Source organism: Novipirellula rosea (genome assembly GCF_039541335.1).
GTDB classification, from domain to species: Bacteria; Planctomycetota; Planctomycetia; order Pirellulales; family Pirellulaceae; genus Novipirellula; species Novipirellula rosea.
Window position 1 is genome coordinate 497,757 of the sequence record NZ_BAABGA010000120.1, and the last position, 15,253, is coordinate 513,009.

The following is a 15,253-nucleotide window of genomic DNA, read 5'->3' on the forward strand; positions in this document are numbered from 1 at the left end:
CTACGTAAATCCCCCGTTTGACGCAAGATGAACCTAGTGCGGCCGTAAATCAACCAAGTTTAAAGTCCCGTTGTTTGCGGTAACCCAAACATGACATTCATGTTCTGGATCGCCGCACCGCTGGCCCCTTTGGTCAAATTGTCGATCGCACACACCAGCACGATGCGATCCCCCGCGTCCCGCGCAGTCATTTGGACATGATTGGTTCCTGCGACATGCTTGGTCGCCGGCAAATGGTCCACCGGGGTGACAAACGGACAATCCGCATATTGCTCTCTCCAGCACTCCATCACTTGTTTCGCAGTGCCGCCACGAGGTCGCACGTAGATCGTCGACAAAATTCCGCGATCCATCGGCGTCAAGTGAGGCGTAAAAACGAGCGAAATTTCTTGCCCGCCGATTCGATGCACCAAGTCCGCCATCTCGGGTTGATGACGATGGCTGCCGACGCCGTATGCCGCAATCGACTCATTCACCTCGCAGTACAACGTTCCGATTTTGGCACTTCGGCCGGCACCGCTGACACCGCTCTTACTATCCACGATGATGTCATTCGCTTCGATCATCTGTTTGGCAATCAACGGCGAAAGCGGAAGGATCGCCGAGGTGGGATAACAGCCTGGATTGGCCACGAGGTCAGCGTCGCGAATTTGGTCCGCAAAAAACTCGGGTAATCCGTAGACCGTTTTTCCGATCCGTTCGGGCCAAGGATGCTGGACGCCGTACCATTTTTCATACGTTGCCTGGGACGACAAACGAAAATCGGCACTAAAATCGACCACACGGACGCCATGTTCGATCAATTGTTTGCAGGTTTCGGCCGAGGCACCGTGGGGCAAACACGACATCACGACGTCACATTTCTTCGCCAGTGCGGCGGGATCTAAGGTCTCGATCGGCACGTCGCAACGACCCGCCAAGCTCGGGTGAATCTCCGCGATCGATTTGCCGTCTTCGGCGCGACTTGTTGCCGCAACCAACTCGGCTTCGGGGTGAGCTAACAGCAATCGAGCGACTTCCAGTGCGGTGTAGCCGGTGGCACCAACGATTCCAACGCGGAGGGTCATATTCGGGTCTCTATCTTGAAGAACAATGCGGATGAATGTTGTAGCGGTACGGGAGTGGACGGCTCGCGGCTAGCGCCATCGGTTCACTTAGTGCGAACCTGCTAAGCGAAGGGGAAAAGCAAACTTACAAAGTGTACTGGTCGGTGGCTTCGCGTTCGGCTTCGGATTGAGCGTACATGTCCAGGATCAATTGCTTGTCGCATTCACGCTGGGTCACGTTACGTCGCGCGAACATGCGTGCTTGCGTGCTGATCATGACATCGGCGGGCAGCAAGGCGGTTTGACCAAACAGACGAGCGTAGTTGACGAAGCTGGGGACATTCGAGGTGACAAAACCGTACAGCATGCTGCACACCCCGATCACTTTACCGGTAAAGATACTGGTGTTGATTGCCGATTTTGAATAGTCGCCGATGAAACAACCGAGGAACTGCATCCCCGTGGCAATCTTGGTTTCGCCGTATTCGATATTGATGGTGCCATAGGTGTTTTTTAAGTCGCTGTTGCAGGTTCCTGCACCGAGATTAATCCAGCTGCCAAGATAGCTGTGTCCTAGAAAACCATGATGCTGTTTGTTGGTGTAAGGTTCGATGACCGAGGCTTCGACTTCGCCGCCGATTTTGACAGTATGCCCTAGCGAGACGCCGTCCTTGATTGCCGAGTGTTCGATGACGCGAGTGCCGTGGCCGGCGTACAGCGGGCCTTCGAGGTAACAGAACGGTCCGACTTTGACGTTGTTCTCGAGCAGGATTGGCCCGTCGTCGGTATTGATCGCCGCGTATTGACCCACCGAGACGCCTTCGCCCACGAACACGCCGTCGCTGGTTTGTTTGTAATTCCCGTGAGCGATTCGCCACTCGATCGCATCACGCATCTCTTTCATGTGCCAAGCGACGACGTCGTGAGGCCAATGAAACGCGGACGCCTCGGCCGATCGCTTGGGCAGCGACAGCGATTGCTCGGTTAGAAAATCGACCACGCTCTGCCGAGAATCGGTCGCATATTCTGCCTTCTTCGCTGCCAAGTCCGCCGCGGTCCAGCGGGCGATCAATACCGAACCGTCTTCGGCATCGACGACGCAGCACGATTCGGTTTCGCCGCCGAGTGTCACCAGCACGTCATCGAGCGCCACGCGAGGGACCAGCCGAGCGTTCACGATCAGCAACCCGTCACTCTCGCTGGGCCATTTTGAACCACCGAATGCCTGCTCGGCCGATTCGAGTTCGTAGTCCAATTTTTGAATCAACGTCAAATACGACCGCACCGAACCCGATAGCGAGCTGCCCTGCAGCGGTCCGGCGACCAGTTGTTTCAAACGGTCGACCAACCGCAAACTCGCACACGTGACCGCGTAGGCGGGGCGTGCTTGGATGATCGGAACAAGCTGGTTAACGCGAGCATCTTCGAAACAAATGATTTGCATGGTTGATTTCAATGATCAGGAATGCGGGGCGTGGGCAGCGGAAAAGAGGTTCTGAATGTGCCGGTCGTAGAGTTTAACCGAAACCCCCTTGCTGTCTCTGCCCCCACTTCGCCGCGAAATGCTCTTGTTTTGGTTGCTGCGAATTAACGTGAAGGGATGGTTGTCGATTCCTCCCTTCTGTTGCCACCTGCGGTTGCGACGCCCGTGCAAATCGGGACTCGTCTAGGGCGGATCGTTGCGCCGCTGTCTTGCGGAGCGATTCTGGGTCTGATCGCTGGCGTGGGACCCACCGGGGCCGCGGAAAATAACGCAGTAACAGCCCAGTCCGCCACTCGTTGGGTGATCGAAGGGCTCGATGCGGAAAGTTTTGCGACCCGCCAACATGCCGCCCTCCGGCTGATCGATGCTGCCACCAACCCGGAAGTGACCCCGCAGCAACGCCGCGTCGTAGAAGAGCAACTGCAAAGCGGACTCGATCACCCATCGCTGGAAGTCCGAGTCCAAGCGTTTCGTCTGCTGCAACAGATCGATCAAGCCGCCGTGGATGCCCAAATTCGGCAACTTCGGAATCCAAAGATCGATCCGGCTGATGTCGATTTGGTTGGCTGGAAAGCGTTTTCTGAATTGGTGGGTGACGACACAGCGAGTCGTCAATTTTACGCACGGCTGTACCTCGGTCATCAGCGACAAATCGAACATCTGATCCGTCAGCAACAACGCACAGGTGGGGGCACGCGAGTGCACCGAGCCAGCGGCAGCGAGTCGCGTTATCCCGCCGCCAATCATGATCTCGACCGTTGGGCACTCGTTTTGTTTGCCGATTCGATTCTCGATCCAGCGGCGCCCTCGTATCCGTCGGCACGATTGATGATGTCATTGGCGCATTCCGGCGTCGGCCCCTGTCTGGGCAGCGACCAGGATGACGAATTGGTTCGGCGGCTGATTCACCAATGGCTGCTCCGGCATCGCGAATTAGGCAGCGTGTGTGATCAATTGCGGATCGCGATGCGTTACCGATGCGATTCGTTGGCGATGGAGCTTTGCCACCGTATTTTGACGGATCCTCATTCGCCGGCCACATGGCAAACCACCGCAATCTTGGCTGCCAGCGTGCTATGTGCATCGCAGATGGGGTTGGCAGAGAGCGAGTTGGAAATTGACTCGGTTTTGGCGTCGCGACTCGCCGATAAGCGTACCGCTCATGTGTGGCAGCTGATCCCGTCGCGAAAAACCAAGATTCGCACCCAGGTTTGTGATGTCGCGATGGCCATGCTGCTGTTTCGTCACCAAATTGATCCACGCAGTGCGGGGTTCGCCGAACTGCAAGCGGACCCCACGTTGATATACCGAGACGATAGCATTGGATTTCGCAACGAGCATGAACGCGAAGTGGCCCACCAGCAAGCTCGCAGGCGGCTGCGTGAAAACGGCTACGATGTGCCGTCGTTCTCACGTGACGTGCAGTCGTTCTCACGAGAGATGAACGAGCCAAAGTGATTGTCGTTTGCCGCACACGCCGCTCGGCTCAGAGAACCGAACGACAATCTTCTCTTGCTTGCAGCCCCCACCAATTCTTAATGCAAGCAATCCGCTTGCGTTTCTTCCTGGGCACTGGCGCCGTGAAACCGACGTTGACCTGAGTGCCGTCTGCCTGTTAATCGAGTTTTGTGGTGGGAGTGCGCCGCGATGGCTAAAACTCCCTAACGCCCACTCTCCCTTTAAAAAACGATCCGAAGAAGTCTGGCGACCCCTGTGATTTGCCCTCCAGCCCGAACGAACGCTACCGCCGCGATTGGTCGCTCCAATCCGGCTCGATTCGTTTGCGCGATGGTGCTCGGCCTTGGCGGGATGGCACTCTTTTCAGGTTGTCAAAACCGGGCTCACACGGATCTGTATCAGCAACGGATTGCGAACGAAGTCCGAATCCTGGAAGACCAGTTGTACGAGGCGGATTACGAAAATCGCAAATTAAGAGACGAACTCGAACGTGCCAAAGGCCGGGTTTCTACCGATGCGGTTGCTCCTCGCCATTCGCAACACAAATCGCAATCCGACTACGGGCCGCCGATCCCGAGTCCTGATCCGCTGTCGAACGGGCCACTATCGAACGGGCCGATCTATGGGCCCAACAGATCGATTGATTCGTTTGATATGGAAAACGACTTTGGCGATTCGTTGATCGATCCAGGACAAGCGGTTCCGATGGACCGGCTGAACAATCCGTTTACCGACGAACCGAGTGGTAACGACCTGCCCGGCAGTGATGTGCCCGGTCCAGCTGGATCCAAACGCAGTGGAAACAAGCGGGACCAACCGTTGGTGGATCCCGCGCCTCGGATGTTGCCACCGCCGATCGGTGTTCCGGAGCCGCCTGGGAAATCTGACACTGAAATTTCGCCGATCGAGCCGGGAGAAATCCTGCCTCCGCCATCGTCCAATGGAAAAGGGCAACCGAAACCGCCGGGGCAAATCATTTTGCCTGACGCAGCCAAAGCAACTCAGCAAGAAATTTCAGCTCCCGAGACACTCCAATTGCACACCGGTTTGTCGGGCGGGCATCAATCCGATAACGACCACGAGGTCGACGGATTGTACTTGGTCATCAACGCACTGGATCATTACGGCAAGACGGTCAATCTCGAGGATTTTGAAATCGATGCGGAAATGTCGATCGTCATTCTTGACCCCGCCCGTGAACCGTCCGAAGCGAAGATCGGCCGCTGGGAGTTTTCTGCGGAAGAGGTTTCCGAGCTGATCCGTTCGCGTCCCTTGAGCGGATTCCATGTCCCGGTGATCTGGCAAGACGTCGAGCCCGAAGGGGACGAAGTGATCGTGCACGTTCGCTTGCGATCCGAAGGGGACGAAATGCGTTGCAATGGGCGAGTGAAAGTCGCGGAGTCGGGGGTGATTGCCAAATGGACGCCTCGCGGTGATTCCGAAAAACGCTAATCCCCTGTTTGCAACCTCTTCAATGGATTGGATTCGATGAATTCGTCGGAACAAAGGCAAATCCGCCGCGGACTGCACCCAAGCTGTTTTCTGGCGGTCGCATTGCTGGCGGTCCCTCTTGCCGGTTGCCGCGTACTAGCACCGATCCCGATTCCGGTCGCCAGCCAACAGATTGCTCCTGAATTGGTGCAAAGCAACGATCCTCAATTCGAAATTGGCCAGCCGCAACCGGTGATCGATGGGATCGGTTGGGTCGTGGGGATTCCGGACAAGATCTTGCTCTGGGACCGCCGCGTGGATCGGCACAAGATTTCCGAAGAGACGATTCTTGCAACGGCCGATTACCTCGAGCAAAACAATCTGCCGCATGTGAAAGTGCGTGTAAACCAATACGCACCGCTGAAAGATTGGAAACGGCTAACGCAGAACAAGACGGTGGCATGGCCATGGCGTTACACGTTGGGCACGCTGTCGGTGGCGGGAGAGACGATTCTGCCTGGGCGAATCATCGGGGGTGATCATTTCAACCCGTTCACCCAAACCATTCATCTGTACAGCGACATTCCCGCAGTGGCACTGCATGAAGCGGCGCACGCCAAGGATTTCACACGGCGAACCTATCAAGGCACGTATGCGGCCGCTTATCTATTCGTTCCGCTGTGGCACGAAACACTCGCATCGCAGGACGTGTTCGCTTATTTAGAGCAGAAACAGGATGTGCCGGCGTTGATCGAAGCGAACCGCATCCTGTATCCGGCGTATGGAACGTACGTGGGCGGCGCCTTGGGAAATTTTGTTCCCAACTATTCGCTGCCGATCTACTACGCTGCCGTGATTGCGGGGCATGCTAACGGACGGATGCTCTCGCAGCAGTTACAATGACGTCCATCTCGAACCTTTCCCTGCTTGATTCCTCCCTTAGAGTTCACACCATGAATACAAAACTAGGTCGTCGTGATTTGATGCGTGCTTCGTTGGCTGCCGCGGGTGCAGGGGCGATGTTGACCGCGTCACAGCGGACAGTGATGGCGGCAGAATCGACCCCCTCAGTGCCTGAGAACACCACCATTTTGTTCCAAGGCGACTCGATCACCGACGCCGGACGCGACCGGAAAAACCAATCCACCAACAACGCACGTGGGCTCGGTAACGGTTACCCGGTGTTGATCGCGGGTGACCTTTTGAGTGCTCATCCCGAATCCAAATTGACCATTCACAATCGTGGGATCAGCGGTCACAAGGTTCCCGATCTGGCGGCCCGTTGGCAAAAAGATTGTTTGGATTTGAAGCCTGACGTGCTCAGTATCCTGATTGGCGTCAACGATATTTGGCACAAGTTGAATGGACGATACGACGGCACGGTCGCGGATTACGAGACCGGATACGAGGCGCTGCTGCAGCAGACGCAGGCGGCACTGCCAAAGACTCGCATCATCATCTGTGAACCATTCGTGCTGCGATGCGGTGCGATCAACGACAAATGGTTCCCCGAGTTCGACCAACGGCGTGCGGTCGCGAAAAAGTTGGCCGACAAAATGAACCTCGACTTCGTGCCGTTTCAGACAATGTTCGACGAAGCGGTGAATCTGGCTCCGCCCCAGTACTGGGCCGCCGACGGCGTCCATCCGACGCTTGCCGGGCATGCATTGATGGCGAAAAAGTGGCTCGAAGTGTTCTATCAAGCCTAAGGATCGCCAACCGCGATGTTCTGCATTGCACACCCGCCGCCCTCCCCCCACGGGGCGGCGGATTCCGCGGGGTTCCCCGAGGTGGCGCGAGTCCAAAAAACTGGTAAAACCCCCCTCGCGGTCGAATGTTTTCGTGGCTTTCACACCGCCTACCGAAACCCCTACCAGGAATGCAAATATGTCGGACGTCCATAAAAAGTACAACGAAGTCGAAAAACTGATCGATGATGAAAAATTCGAAGAAGCCATCGCAGGCTTGACCGAAATCATCGCCGAAGACGGAACCTTTGTCTTGGCTCACCTTGCCCAGGCTCGCGTTTACACGAAAACAGGCCAGCATGATTTGGCGATCCAGCACGCCGAAAAAGCGTGCGAATTGGAACCAGAAGATCCGTTCAACTTCACCGCGCTGAGCGTCACCTACCAACGCGCGTGGGCAGGCACTCAAGAGCAGCAGTACATCACCAAAGCCGAAGATGCGATGGCCAAAGCACGGATGTTGCAAGGCTAGTGCAATCGCCATAACCATTGCGTAGCGAAAGTCGCGAAGACTTTCGGCTTCCGTACCTCCGCGATGTCGATTGCAGTCGCTCGCGTCGCGAGCCCGGACTGCTAAATCTTGGCGCGGTCGTGGTGAACGGTGACGCTGGATTTTCTGCCACCTCTTCACCAACTTCGAGATTGCTGAAATAAAATCCGGCGTGGCGCAAGCGTACTGTCACCTCTCTCAAACGCAGTTTGGGAGAGGTCGAGCAGAGCCTTCAGCGATTGCTCGGGTGAGGGCCGACCGAGCAAGTCGAGGCGAACTGCAAGCAATGTTGCGCGGTCGGCCCTCACCCGAACGAGGCCTAAAGGGCCCGCTGGACCTCTCCCAGCTTCGCCGGAAGAGGTGATTGCGGATTTTGCCTAGAGAAAAGCGAGCCGCCCTGTCCCAAAGTAAAGGGCCCGTCGCTAGTATCGACCGTTCCAAATGAAAGGCGTCGCGATGCCTTTTACATTCCCATTGCCGTGGGGGCCGGCGCGGTCACCGGCCAACCGAGTGCCCATTGCAATTGAAATTGGGCTTGGTTGTGGTCGATGATCGCTTGCAAGTATGCCCGGCGAGCGGTTTCAAGTGCTTGAACCGACTGCAATACTTCTAGCGGTAACCCTTGACCATCTCGGATCCGTTCTAGGTTTCGGTTGTAGGAGTCTTCGGCCGATTGGATCGCTCGCTCAGTCACCGCAATTTGCTCGCGACGAAATTGAATTTGCGAATACGCTTCCGAAATCTCGCGAGCGACTTGATCCATCACCCTCAACTTTTCGAACCTAGCTTGTTGAACGCGTGCCGATGACTCGCGACGAGCGGCTCGCTCGCCGAACCCAAGGTTGCGAACTTCCCACGTCATCACGGCGTCCAAATCGTAACGGCCGTCCACGTTATCAAGGTTGTTGCCAAGCCCGCCGCCGAAGCCGCCGGTACTGAATCCTAACAGCACGCTGGGGACAAACGGAGCGTACTTTTCACGGCGATACGCTTCGCAGGCGGCGGCCACAAGAGACTTCGATTCCTTCAGTTCTGGACGCGAATTGAGTCCTGTGCTGATCAGCGAGGCCTTGTCCATTTCCAGCGATACCAAATCGATTGGCACCGCCGTCACATCCATAGGTTGGATCGTATTTCCACCATCCAGACTGAGCGTTTGCGCCAACCGAGCCGACGCCACGGCGATCCGTTCACGGGCCACGATCATGCGGTTGTCGACCATCGCCAACTCGGTGTTGATCCGGTCCGCATCGGCTTGCAGCCCTTCGCCCGCCTTGGCAAAGTCGTTCGTGATTTTGAACAGTTCGGAGGTCCGTTGACGTGACGATTCCAGGATGCTGGCGTCTTGGTAGGCGTTGACTAATTCGGTGTAGGCGACAGCGGTGGATCGCAATTGTTCGTTCAGCACCGCGCTAGCGGCATGGTTTCGAGCCGAGACGGTTCGCTCAGCGATCTCGGGCAGAAAGATCGCGTCGGCAAGATGGAACTGGGCGACCAATCCGGGACGCGGCGTCGTGCCAGCGCCGGTGGCGCCGGTGCCCAGGCCGTATTGGAACGAGTTGCGATTGATGTCGACGATGGTCCCATCGCTGGCCTGATAATTACCATCATGACGGTGAAAACCAAAGCCGGCCTGGATCGATGGCAGCCACAGCACTTCGGCGCGAGCGAGTTGGGCATAGGCTTCTTGCACATGCCACTGGGCAAACCCGACCGCCGGGTGTTGGCCGCCGACCATCGCCAACGCCGATGGCAAATTCAAGTCGATCGATTGAGAGGTTGCGGTCATGGGCTGGCCGGCAAAGTCGCCTTGCGGGATCGCTCCTTCGAAATATTGAACATCTTCGTCGATCGGAAACGCCATCGGCAATGCGGGTTCGACCGGCACGTTCGCGACCGGACCGTCTTCGAAGGCGGTCAACGACAAATCTGCGGTTGCGATCTCGCTCGGCTTCGACTCGACGAGCTTTAGCTCGTATTGACGTCCGTCGATGGTCAAGGTTCCGTGGCGTGATGGATCGTCGCCCCCCGAAGGCTTCATCGAGGCTTTTTGGTGATTGACGGGACGCACTTCCTCTGAAGCGGCGGGGACGGATTCGGCCAAACTTGCATCCGCGGTTTCGGCGATCGGTGCGATCGGTGCAATCGTGGCGACGGCATGATGGAGTCGAGAGGGCGTTGGATTTTGCGTCAAGTATTGGTTGCCTGCACAGCCCGTCAGCACCATCAGGCCCGCTAGGCCCATCAGGTCAAGAGTGATCATGAGTCGGGGCATCCTGCCCTCCTTTATCGCTAAGTCCGTAGCCGTATCCACATTCGCGTTGTGCTTGTTACTCCAAACGCAACGGTCACATGGAAAGTGCTTCGGCAAACGAGAGTGCAGATAATGACGGATGACGGCGTTGAACTGCGGGAATCCAAGTTAGCCGCCATCGAAAACACGCGTTGTGCAAACTATGATGAATGATTGCCTCCGCGAAGCTTGTTCGCTGGTACCGGTCGTACCGATTGTGCGGATCGTGACCTGCCAAGCGAGGGGCAAAGAACCGCTTTTGAATGAATCTACACGGTGGCACTCCTTGGCAGTGCGTCGAACTGAAAACGAGAAACTTGAATGAATCACCCTTTCCACCGCGGCTGTTTGGCTTGGCTCGGCGTTATGGGCGTCTTGGTTGTGACCGCGGGCTGTTCGCCTGATTCCAAACCGGGCGTCGCGAAAAAGGACGAAACGCTCCACGTGACCCGAGTCAAGACGGTCGCGGTTGCCCCCACCGAAGTCCAACGCACAACGCTGCAACCCGCATCGGTGCACGCTTACTTTCGAGCCGAATTGCGGGCCAATATTTCGGGCTTTGTGAAGGAATTGAAAGCGGACATCGGCGTTTACGTCGAAGCAGGCGCCGAGCTGGCGACGATCGATGTGCCGGAGATGCAAATGCAACGCGAGGTGATCGAAGCGAGAATCCGGCGGTTGGTCGCAGAGGAACAGCGGGCTCAAGCAGGCATCGACCTGGCCACAGCTCGAGTGCGATCGTCCGAAGCTCAATTAGCCGAGGCCAAGTCAAAATTGAGCAGCGCTGAAGCTTCCTTGGCGGCGTCCTCGGCCGAGTTCAATCGCACCGAAGATCTGGTCCAGCGTGGATCGCTACAAAATCGTATGCTGGACGAAGTGCGACTGAAACGAGATTCCGAACAGGCTCGCAAGGAAGCAGTCACGTCATCGGTGCAATCGGCCGAAGCTGAAGTCGCGGTGGCGCAGTCGCAAGTGGCATCTGCAAAAGCGGACATGGAAGCCGCTCGCGCGGAGACCGAAATCACTCGGCGACAACTCGATGAACTCGATGTGTTGTTGTCCTACGCGGTCATCCGAGCTCCCTTTTCCGGCGTGATCACCGACCGCTTTGTCCAGCCTGGCGATCTGGTTCGCGAAGCGAGTGAGGTCGGTAGCGGCAAACCGTTGTTTGTGCTTAGCCAGATCGATAAGGTCCGTATTCGTATTCCGGTCCCTGAAACCGACGCACCGCTCGTCAATCAAGGCGACGAAATCACGTTGACGTTTCCTTCGTTCACGGCGGAATCCCCGATCACCGCGACCGTCACACGACGATCCGGTAGCCTCGACCCGAGCACTCGCACGATGATGGTCGAAGCCGAGATCGATAATCCCGAGGGCAAGTTGTTGCCTGGTATGTTTGGCCAAGCTTCGATCCATCTTTCGACCAAAGCGGCCGCCAACATGTTGCCCGCTCGCGCGATTCGTTTTGAAGAGTCGGGCAACGCCTACGTGTACGTGGTTGATCAAGACGAAACGGTTTCGATCGCTCCGATCACGATGGGGATGGACGATGGCAATTCAATCGAGGTGCTCTCGGGGGTCGAAGCAGGCCAACGCGTGATCGACGCCCACCTGAGTCGATTCACGGATGGCCAAAAGGTAAGCGTCCTCGTGAACTAATTCTCCGTCTCATCCCGCAGCTGCGATTGCCGCGACTGCATTCCTTCTTTCTGCACAGACCCTTTGAAGACGGCGTCGAGACGTCTGACGCTCCGCCCGCTTTATCACCTGAGATTTCGCTCCATGGGATTGACTAACTTTTCGCTGAAAAACCGGTTTGCTGTTTTAGCGGCCACGATCGCGTTGTGCGTTTTGGGCGCAGCGGTGATTCCGGGAATCACGATCGACATTCTGCCGGACTTTAAAAAGCCAGTCGTCGTCAGCTTCTTTTCCTATCCAGGCTTGCCCACCTTGGACATGGAAAAATCGGTCAGCTCGCGTGTCGAGCGTGCATTGACGTTGGCAGGAAAGATCGAACATCAAGAATCACGCACGGTCCCCGGGGCCGCGGTCATCAAGGTTTTCTTCCAACCCGGTGCCGACCCCAGTTCGGCGATGAACGACATCGTCAACCTCGAAGCGAGTGACATGTTTCACTTGCCGCCAGGAATCGAGTGGCCGTTCACGCTGCGTAGCGAACCGGCAAACCTGCCTGTCGTGTTGGCGGCCATTGCCGGAGAGGGGCTGGGTGAATCGGAACTGTATACGATCGGCTATTACGCCGTCCGCAATAAAATGGGTGGCCTCAAAGGGGTCCAGATCCCGCATCCGTTTGGCGGCAAATTCCGTCAAATGATGGTCTACGTCGATCCCGCAAAACTGATGGCGTATCACGTCAGCGCGGTCGATGTGGTCGAAGCGATGAAGAAATCCAATTTGGTGTTGGCGGCGGGGACCGCGCGAATGGGCGGCACCGATTATCAGGTGCAACCACGTAACACGTTGCCAACGACCGAAGAAATCGAAGCGATTCCGATTTCGGTTCGCGACGACCGTCCCGTCTTTATTCGCGATGTGGCCCGCGTCGTTGACGACGCGGCACTGCAATACAACATCGTTCGCGTTAACGGGAAACGCAGTGTTTATTGTCCGCTGCTGCGTGAACCGGGCGAAAACACGATCGCCGTGGTCGACCGTATTTACGAAGGCATCGCGTCGGAAATTCCGAAGATGAAAGAACGCGGCGACATTCCCGAGGCGACCGAAGTCACGCTAGTTTCGGATCAATCGAGCTACATTCGTAACGCAATGTCGAACTTGATGATGCAGGTTGGCTTGGGAGCCCTGTTGGTCGCGATTGTCGTGTTTGTCTTTCTGCGCCGGATCGTGCCCACGCTGATCATTGTCGCCACGATTCTGCTGGCGATTTTGATCGGGGCACTCGGGTTCGCCTTTACCGGTCAAACAATCAACGTGATGACGCTCGGTGGGATTGCGTTGGCGATCGGGACCGTCGTCGATGCCGGGATCGTGGTCGTGGAAAACGTGATACGGCACCAACGCATGGGCAAATCGCCGATGAAGGCGGCACGCGAAGGGACCGACGAGGTTTCCGGAGCGATCCTGGCTGGTACCGTCACCACGCTCGCCGTATTTTTGCCCGCGGTCTTTTTGACCGGCATGATCAAGTACCTGTTCACGCCACTTTCGCTTGCGGCAACGTTCACGATTGGGGCATCGTACGTGTTGGCATTGACCGTGGTCCCGGCTTTCTGTGCGACGCTGGTTCGCAATCGCATGCGTGACCGCAATCGTGATTCCTCTAGTGACGAGGACGAAGACAAGCCACACGGTTTGTACGGTCGCTTGCTTGGCATAGCAATGAAGGTGCCTGCAGTGACGTCGTTGGTGATCGTTGTGGGGGTCGGAGCCACATTCCTGTTGTTGCCGTCAATCGGAACCGAGTTGTTCCCGGCGGTGGATGCAGGCTCGTTTGAAATTCGACTCAAAACGTTGCCAGGCACCGCACTGGATGAAACCGAGAAATTGGTGGCCCGCATCGAAGAATCGATCAAGCAAACCATTCCCGAAGAACAAATTGAAACGCTGATCTCCAATATCGGGTTGCCGGTGGGAAAGGGAGCGGGGTTCTCGACCGTGCTCAGTTCTAATTCGGGCCCCGACACGGCGTACGTCATTGTCAACTTGAAACAGGACGGTCGTTCCACCAGTACCGAAACCTATATCAACGCGCTGCGATATCGATTCGTGGACGAGTATCCGCTGGAGCAGTTTCTGTTTGTTTCCGGAGGCATTGTGAACATGGCACTGAACGAGGGCGTGCCGACGCCGATCAGCGTTCAAGTTTCGGCGGGAACATTGGGCCAATGCCGCGAGGCCGCGGAGCGGATTGTCGAAGCGGTCCGGCCGATCGCAGGCACCGCTGACGTGCAGATCGCTCAATCGCTTGACTATCCACAATTTGATGTGCAAGTGGACCGCACGCGAGCAAAGTATTTGGGCGTCGACCAAGAGGAAGTCGCTCAGACGGTTCTGACCGCGCTGGGGTCGAGCGTGGGCTATGCGCCGACGATTTGGATCGATCCCAAATCGGGCACCGACTTTTTCATGGGAGTGCAATACGAGTCGAATGATTTTGAATCGCTGGACGACGTTCGCAACATTCCGTTGTCACTGAATACCGCGGATGGGCCGATCACGATTCCATTGTCGAACATCGCCACGGTCAAACGTGTCACCATACCGGGCGAGATCGCTCACTACAATATCGCTCGCGTCAATGACGTGCACGTCAACGTGTCCGGACGCGATCTGGGCTCGGTCGCCGCGGATATCGAGGCGACATTGGCAGAGATGGAATTCGCCAACGGCGTGTCGGTGACGTTGCGAGGCCCGGTGGAAAAGATGCGATCGGGAATGAGTCTGCTGGGGATGGGATTGGCCGTCGCCGCACTGTTGGTGTATCTCGTGTTGATGGCCCAGTTCCGCTCGTTTCTTGATCCGTTGATCATTATGTTGGCGGTTCCGCTAGGGATCGGGGGCGTGTTGGCGGTTCTGTATTTGACAGACACCTACATCAACATCCAATCGTTGATGGGCACGTTGATGATGATCGGTGTGGTCGTCAACAACTCGATTCTGTTGGTCGAGTTTGCCAATCGTCGTCGGGCGGATGGATTGTCGCCGTACGACGCCGCGATGTCGGCGGCGCAAGTGCGACTGCGTCCGATTTTGATGACATCACTGACTCTGGTTGCATCGATGTTGCCATTGGCATTTCAGCTGTCACCGGGTAACGAAGCGATGATCCCTTTGGCTCGAGCCTTGCTGGGCGGCATGATCGTATCGACGATCCTGACCCTGATCTTGGTCCCCTGTGTCTACACCTGGGTGCACCGCAAGTCGCCATTGGCGGTGTAGCAGAATGAGACGTATTCGCGAGTCCAATGCTGTTCACTTTGTTATCGCCACGCCGCGATCCGTCCGACTGCAGCAAGTTAAACGTTCCAACTAGACCCGGCGGCTTGCGTGGCTCCACTAAATCATTGGTTTTGCAGCGGCTTGTCGGTTGCAAGGGCTTTCAGCAACCTCTCACGAACTCAGGAGGCTACTGAAATCGCATGCGGCATGGCGGCAACGTTTTGTCACCTCTCCCAAACGCAGTTTTGGGAGAGGTCGAGCAGAGCCTTCAGCGATGCTCGGGTGAGGGCCGACCGAGCAAGTTGAGGCGAGCTGCAAGGAAAGTTGCGCGGTCGCCCTCACCCGAACGAGGCCTGTGGGCCCGTTCGACCTCTCCCAAGC

10 protein-coding genes are annotated in these 15,253 nt (G+C 56.7%); 7 read left to right on the plus strand and 3 right to left on the minus strand.

The window, feature by feature from the left end; translation table 11 throughout:
• Window positions 1-59 precede the first annotated feature (59 nt).
• Both argC and ABD971_RS34015 read right to left on the minus strand, forming a co-directional pair.
• On the minus strand, window positions 60-1,067 hold the full coding sequence (gene argC, locus ABD971_RS34010) for an N-acetyl-gamma-glutamyl-phosphate reductase (protein WP_345328179.1): 1,008 nt from the start codon (window positions 1,065-1,067) through the stop codon (window positions 60-62).
• Window positions 1,068-1,191: 124 nt separating this feature from the next.
• A complete protein-coding gene (locus ABD971_RS34015; protein ID WP_339936481.1) occupies window positions 1,192-2,490 on the minus strand; it encodes a putative sugar nucleotidyl transferase in 1,299 nt (432 codons plus the stop codon).
• Between the two features lie 156 nt (window positions 2,491-2,646).
• On the opposite strand from ABD971_RS34015, the gene ABD971_RS34020 reads away from it, so the two are divergent.
• The 5 genes from ABD971_RS34020 to ABD971_RS34040 all read left to right on the plus strand — a co-directional run bounded on the left by ABD971_RS34020 (window position 2,647) and on the right by ABD971_RS34040 (window position 7,638).
• Window positions 2,647-3,987: a hypothetical protein gene (locus ABD971_RS34020; protein WP_345328183.1), complete on the plus strand. Its 1,341-nt coding sequence runs from the start codon at window positions 2,647-2,649 to the stop codon at window positions 3,985-3,987.
• Between the two features lie 351 nt (window positions 3,988-4,338).
• Window positions 4,339-5,439 (plus strand): hypothetical protein, encoded by a 1,101-nt coding sequence (locus ABD971_RS34025; RefSeq protein WP_345328185.1) that lies wholly within the window; start codon window positions 4,339-4,341, stop codon window positions 5,437-5,439.
• Window positions 5,440-5,475: 36 nt separating this feature from the next.
• A complete protein-coding gene (locus ABD971_RS34030; protein ID WP_345328187.1) occupies window positions 5,476-6,321 on the plus strand; it encodes a hypothetical protein in 846 nt (281 codons plus the stop codon).
• Between the two features lie 50 nt (window positions 6,322-6,371).
• The gene (locus ABD971_RS34035) at window positions 6,372-7,127 is read left to right on the plus strand and encodes an SGNH/GDSL hydrolase family protein (RefSeq protein WP_345328190.1); all 756 of its coding nucleotides are present in this window, start codon (window positions 6,372-6,374) and stop codon (window positions 7,125-7,127) included.
• Between the two features lie 178 nt (window positions 7,128-7,305).
• On the plus strand, window positions 7,306-7,638 hold the full coding sequence (locus ABD971_RS34040; RefSeq protein WP_339936490.1) for a tetratricopeptide repeat protein: 333 nt from the start codon (window positions 7,306-7,308) through the stop codon (window positions 7,636-7,638).
• A gap of 481 nt (window positions 7,639-8,119) precedes the next feature.
• On the opposite strand, the gene ABD971_RS34045 is transcribed toward ABD971_RS34040, so the two are convergent.
• Window positions 8,120-9,919, minus strand: coding sequence for a TolC family protein (locus ABD971_RS34045; RefSeq protein WP_345328193.1), 1,800 nt, complete (start codon window positions 9,917-9,919; stop codon window positions 8,120-8,122).
• A 351-nt stretch (window positions 9,920-10,270) separates the two neighbouring features.
• On the opposite strand from ABD971_RS34045, the gene ABD971_RS34050 reads away from it, so the two are divergent.
• The gene (locus tag ABD971_RS34050) at window positions 10,271-11,611 is read left to right on the plus strand and encodes an efflux RND transporter periplasmic adaptor subunit (RefSeq protein WP_345328195.1); all 1,341 of its coding nucleotides are present in this window, start codon (window positions 10,271-10,273) and stop codon (window positions 11,609-11,611) included.
• A gap of 123 nt (window positions 11,612-11,734) precedes the next feature.
• The gene (locus ABD971_RS34055) at window positions 11,735-14,872 is read left to right on the plus strand and encodes an efflux RND transporter permease subunit (protein WP_345328198.1); all 3,138 of its coding nucleotides are present in this window, start codon (window positions 11,735-11,737) and stop codon (window positions 14,870-14,872) included.
• The last annotated feature ends 381 nt before the right edge of the window (window positions 14,873-15,253 follow it).

Excerpts from the sequence above, each read along its gene's own strand:
- ABD971_RS34035 (WP_345328190.1), top strand. The coding sequence starts at position 6,372 with ATGAATACAAAACTAGGTCGTCGTGATTTGATGCGTGCTTCGTTGGCT.
- ABD971_RS34045 (WP_345328193.1), bottom strand. The coding sequence starts at position 9,919 with ATGATCACTCTTGACCTGATGGGCCTAGCGGGCCTGATGGTGCTGACG.
- argC (WP_345328179.1), bottom strand. The coding sequence starts at position 1,067 with ATGACCCTCCGCGTTGGAATCGTTGGTGCCACCGGCTACACCGCACTG.
- ABD971_RS34055 (WP_345328198.1), top strand. The coding sequence starts at position 11,735 with ATGGGATTGACTAACTTTTCGCTGAAAAACCGGTTTGCTGTTTTAGCG.
- ABD971_RS34040 (WP_339936490.1), top strand. The coding sequence starts at position 7,306 with ATGTCGGACGTCCATAAAAAGTACAACGAAGTCGAAAAACTGATCGAT.
- ABD971_RS34030 (WP_345328187.1), top strand. The coding sequence starts at position 5,476 with ATGAATTCGTCGGAACAAAGGCAAATCCGCCGCGGACTGCACCCAAGC.
- ABD971_RS34025 (WP_345328185.1), top strand. The coding sequence starts at position 4,339 with ATGGCACTCTTTTCAGGTTGTCAAAACCGGGCTCACACGGATCTGTAT.
- ABD971_RS34020 (WP_345328183.1), top strand. The coding sequence starts at position 2,647 with ATGGTTGTCGATTCCTCCCTTCTGTTGCCACCTGCGGTTGCGACGCCC.
- ABD971_RS34015 (WP_339936481.1), bottom strand. The coding sequence starts at position 2,490 with ATGCAAATCATTTGTTTCGAAGATGCTCGCGTTAACCAGCTTGTTCCG.
- ABD971_RS34050 (WP_345328195.1), top strand. The coding sequence starts at position 10,271 with ATGAATCACCCTTTCCACCGCGGCTGTTTGGCTTGGCTCGGCGTTATG.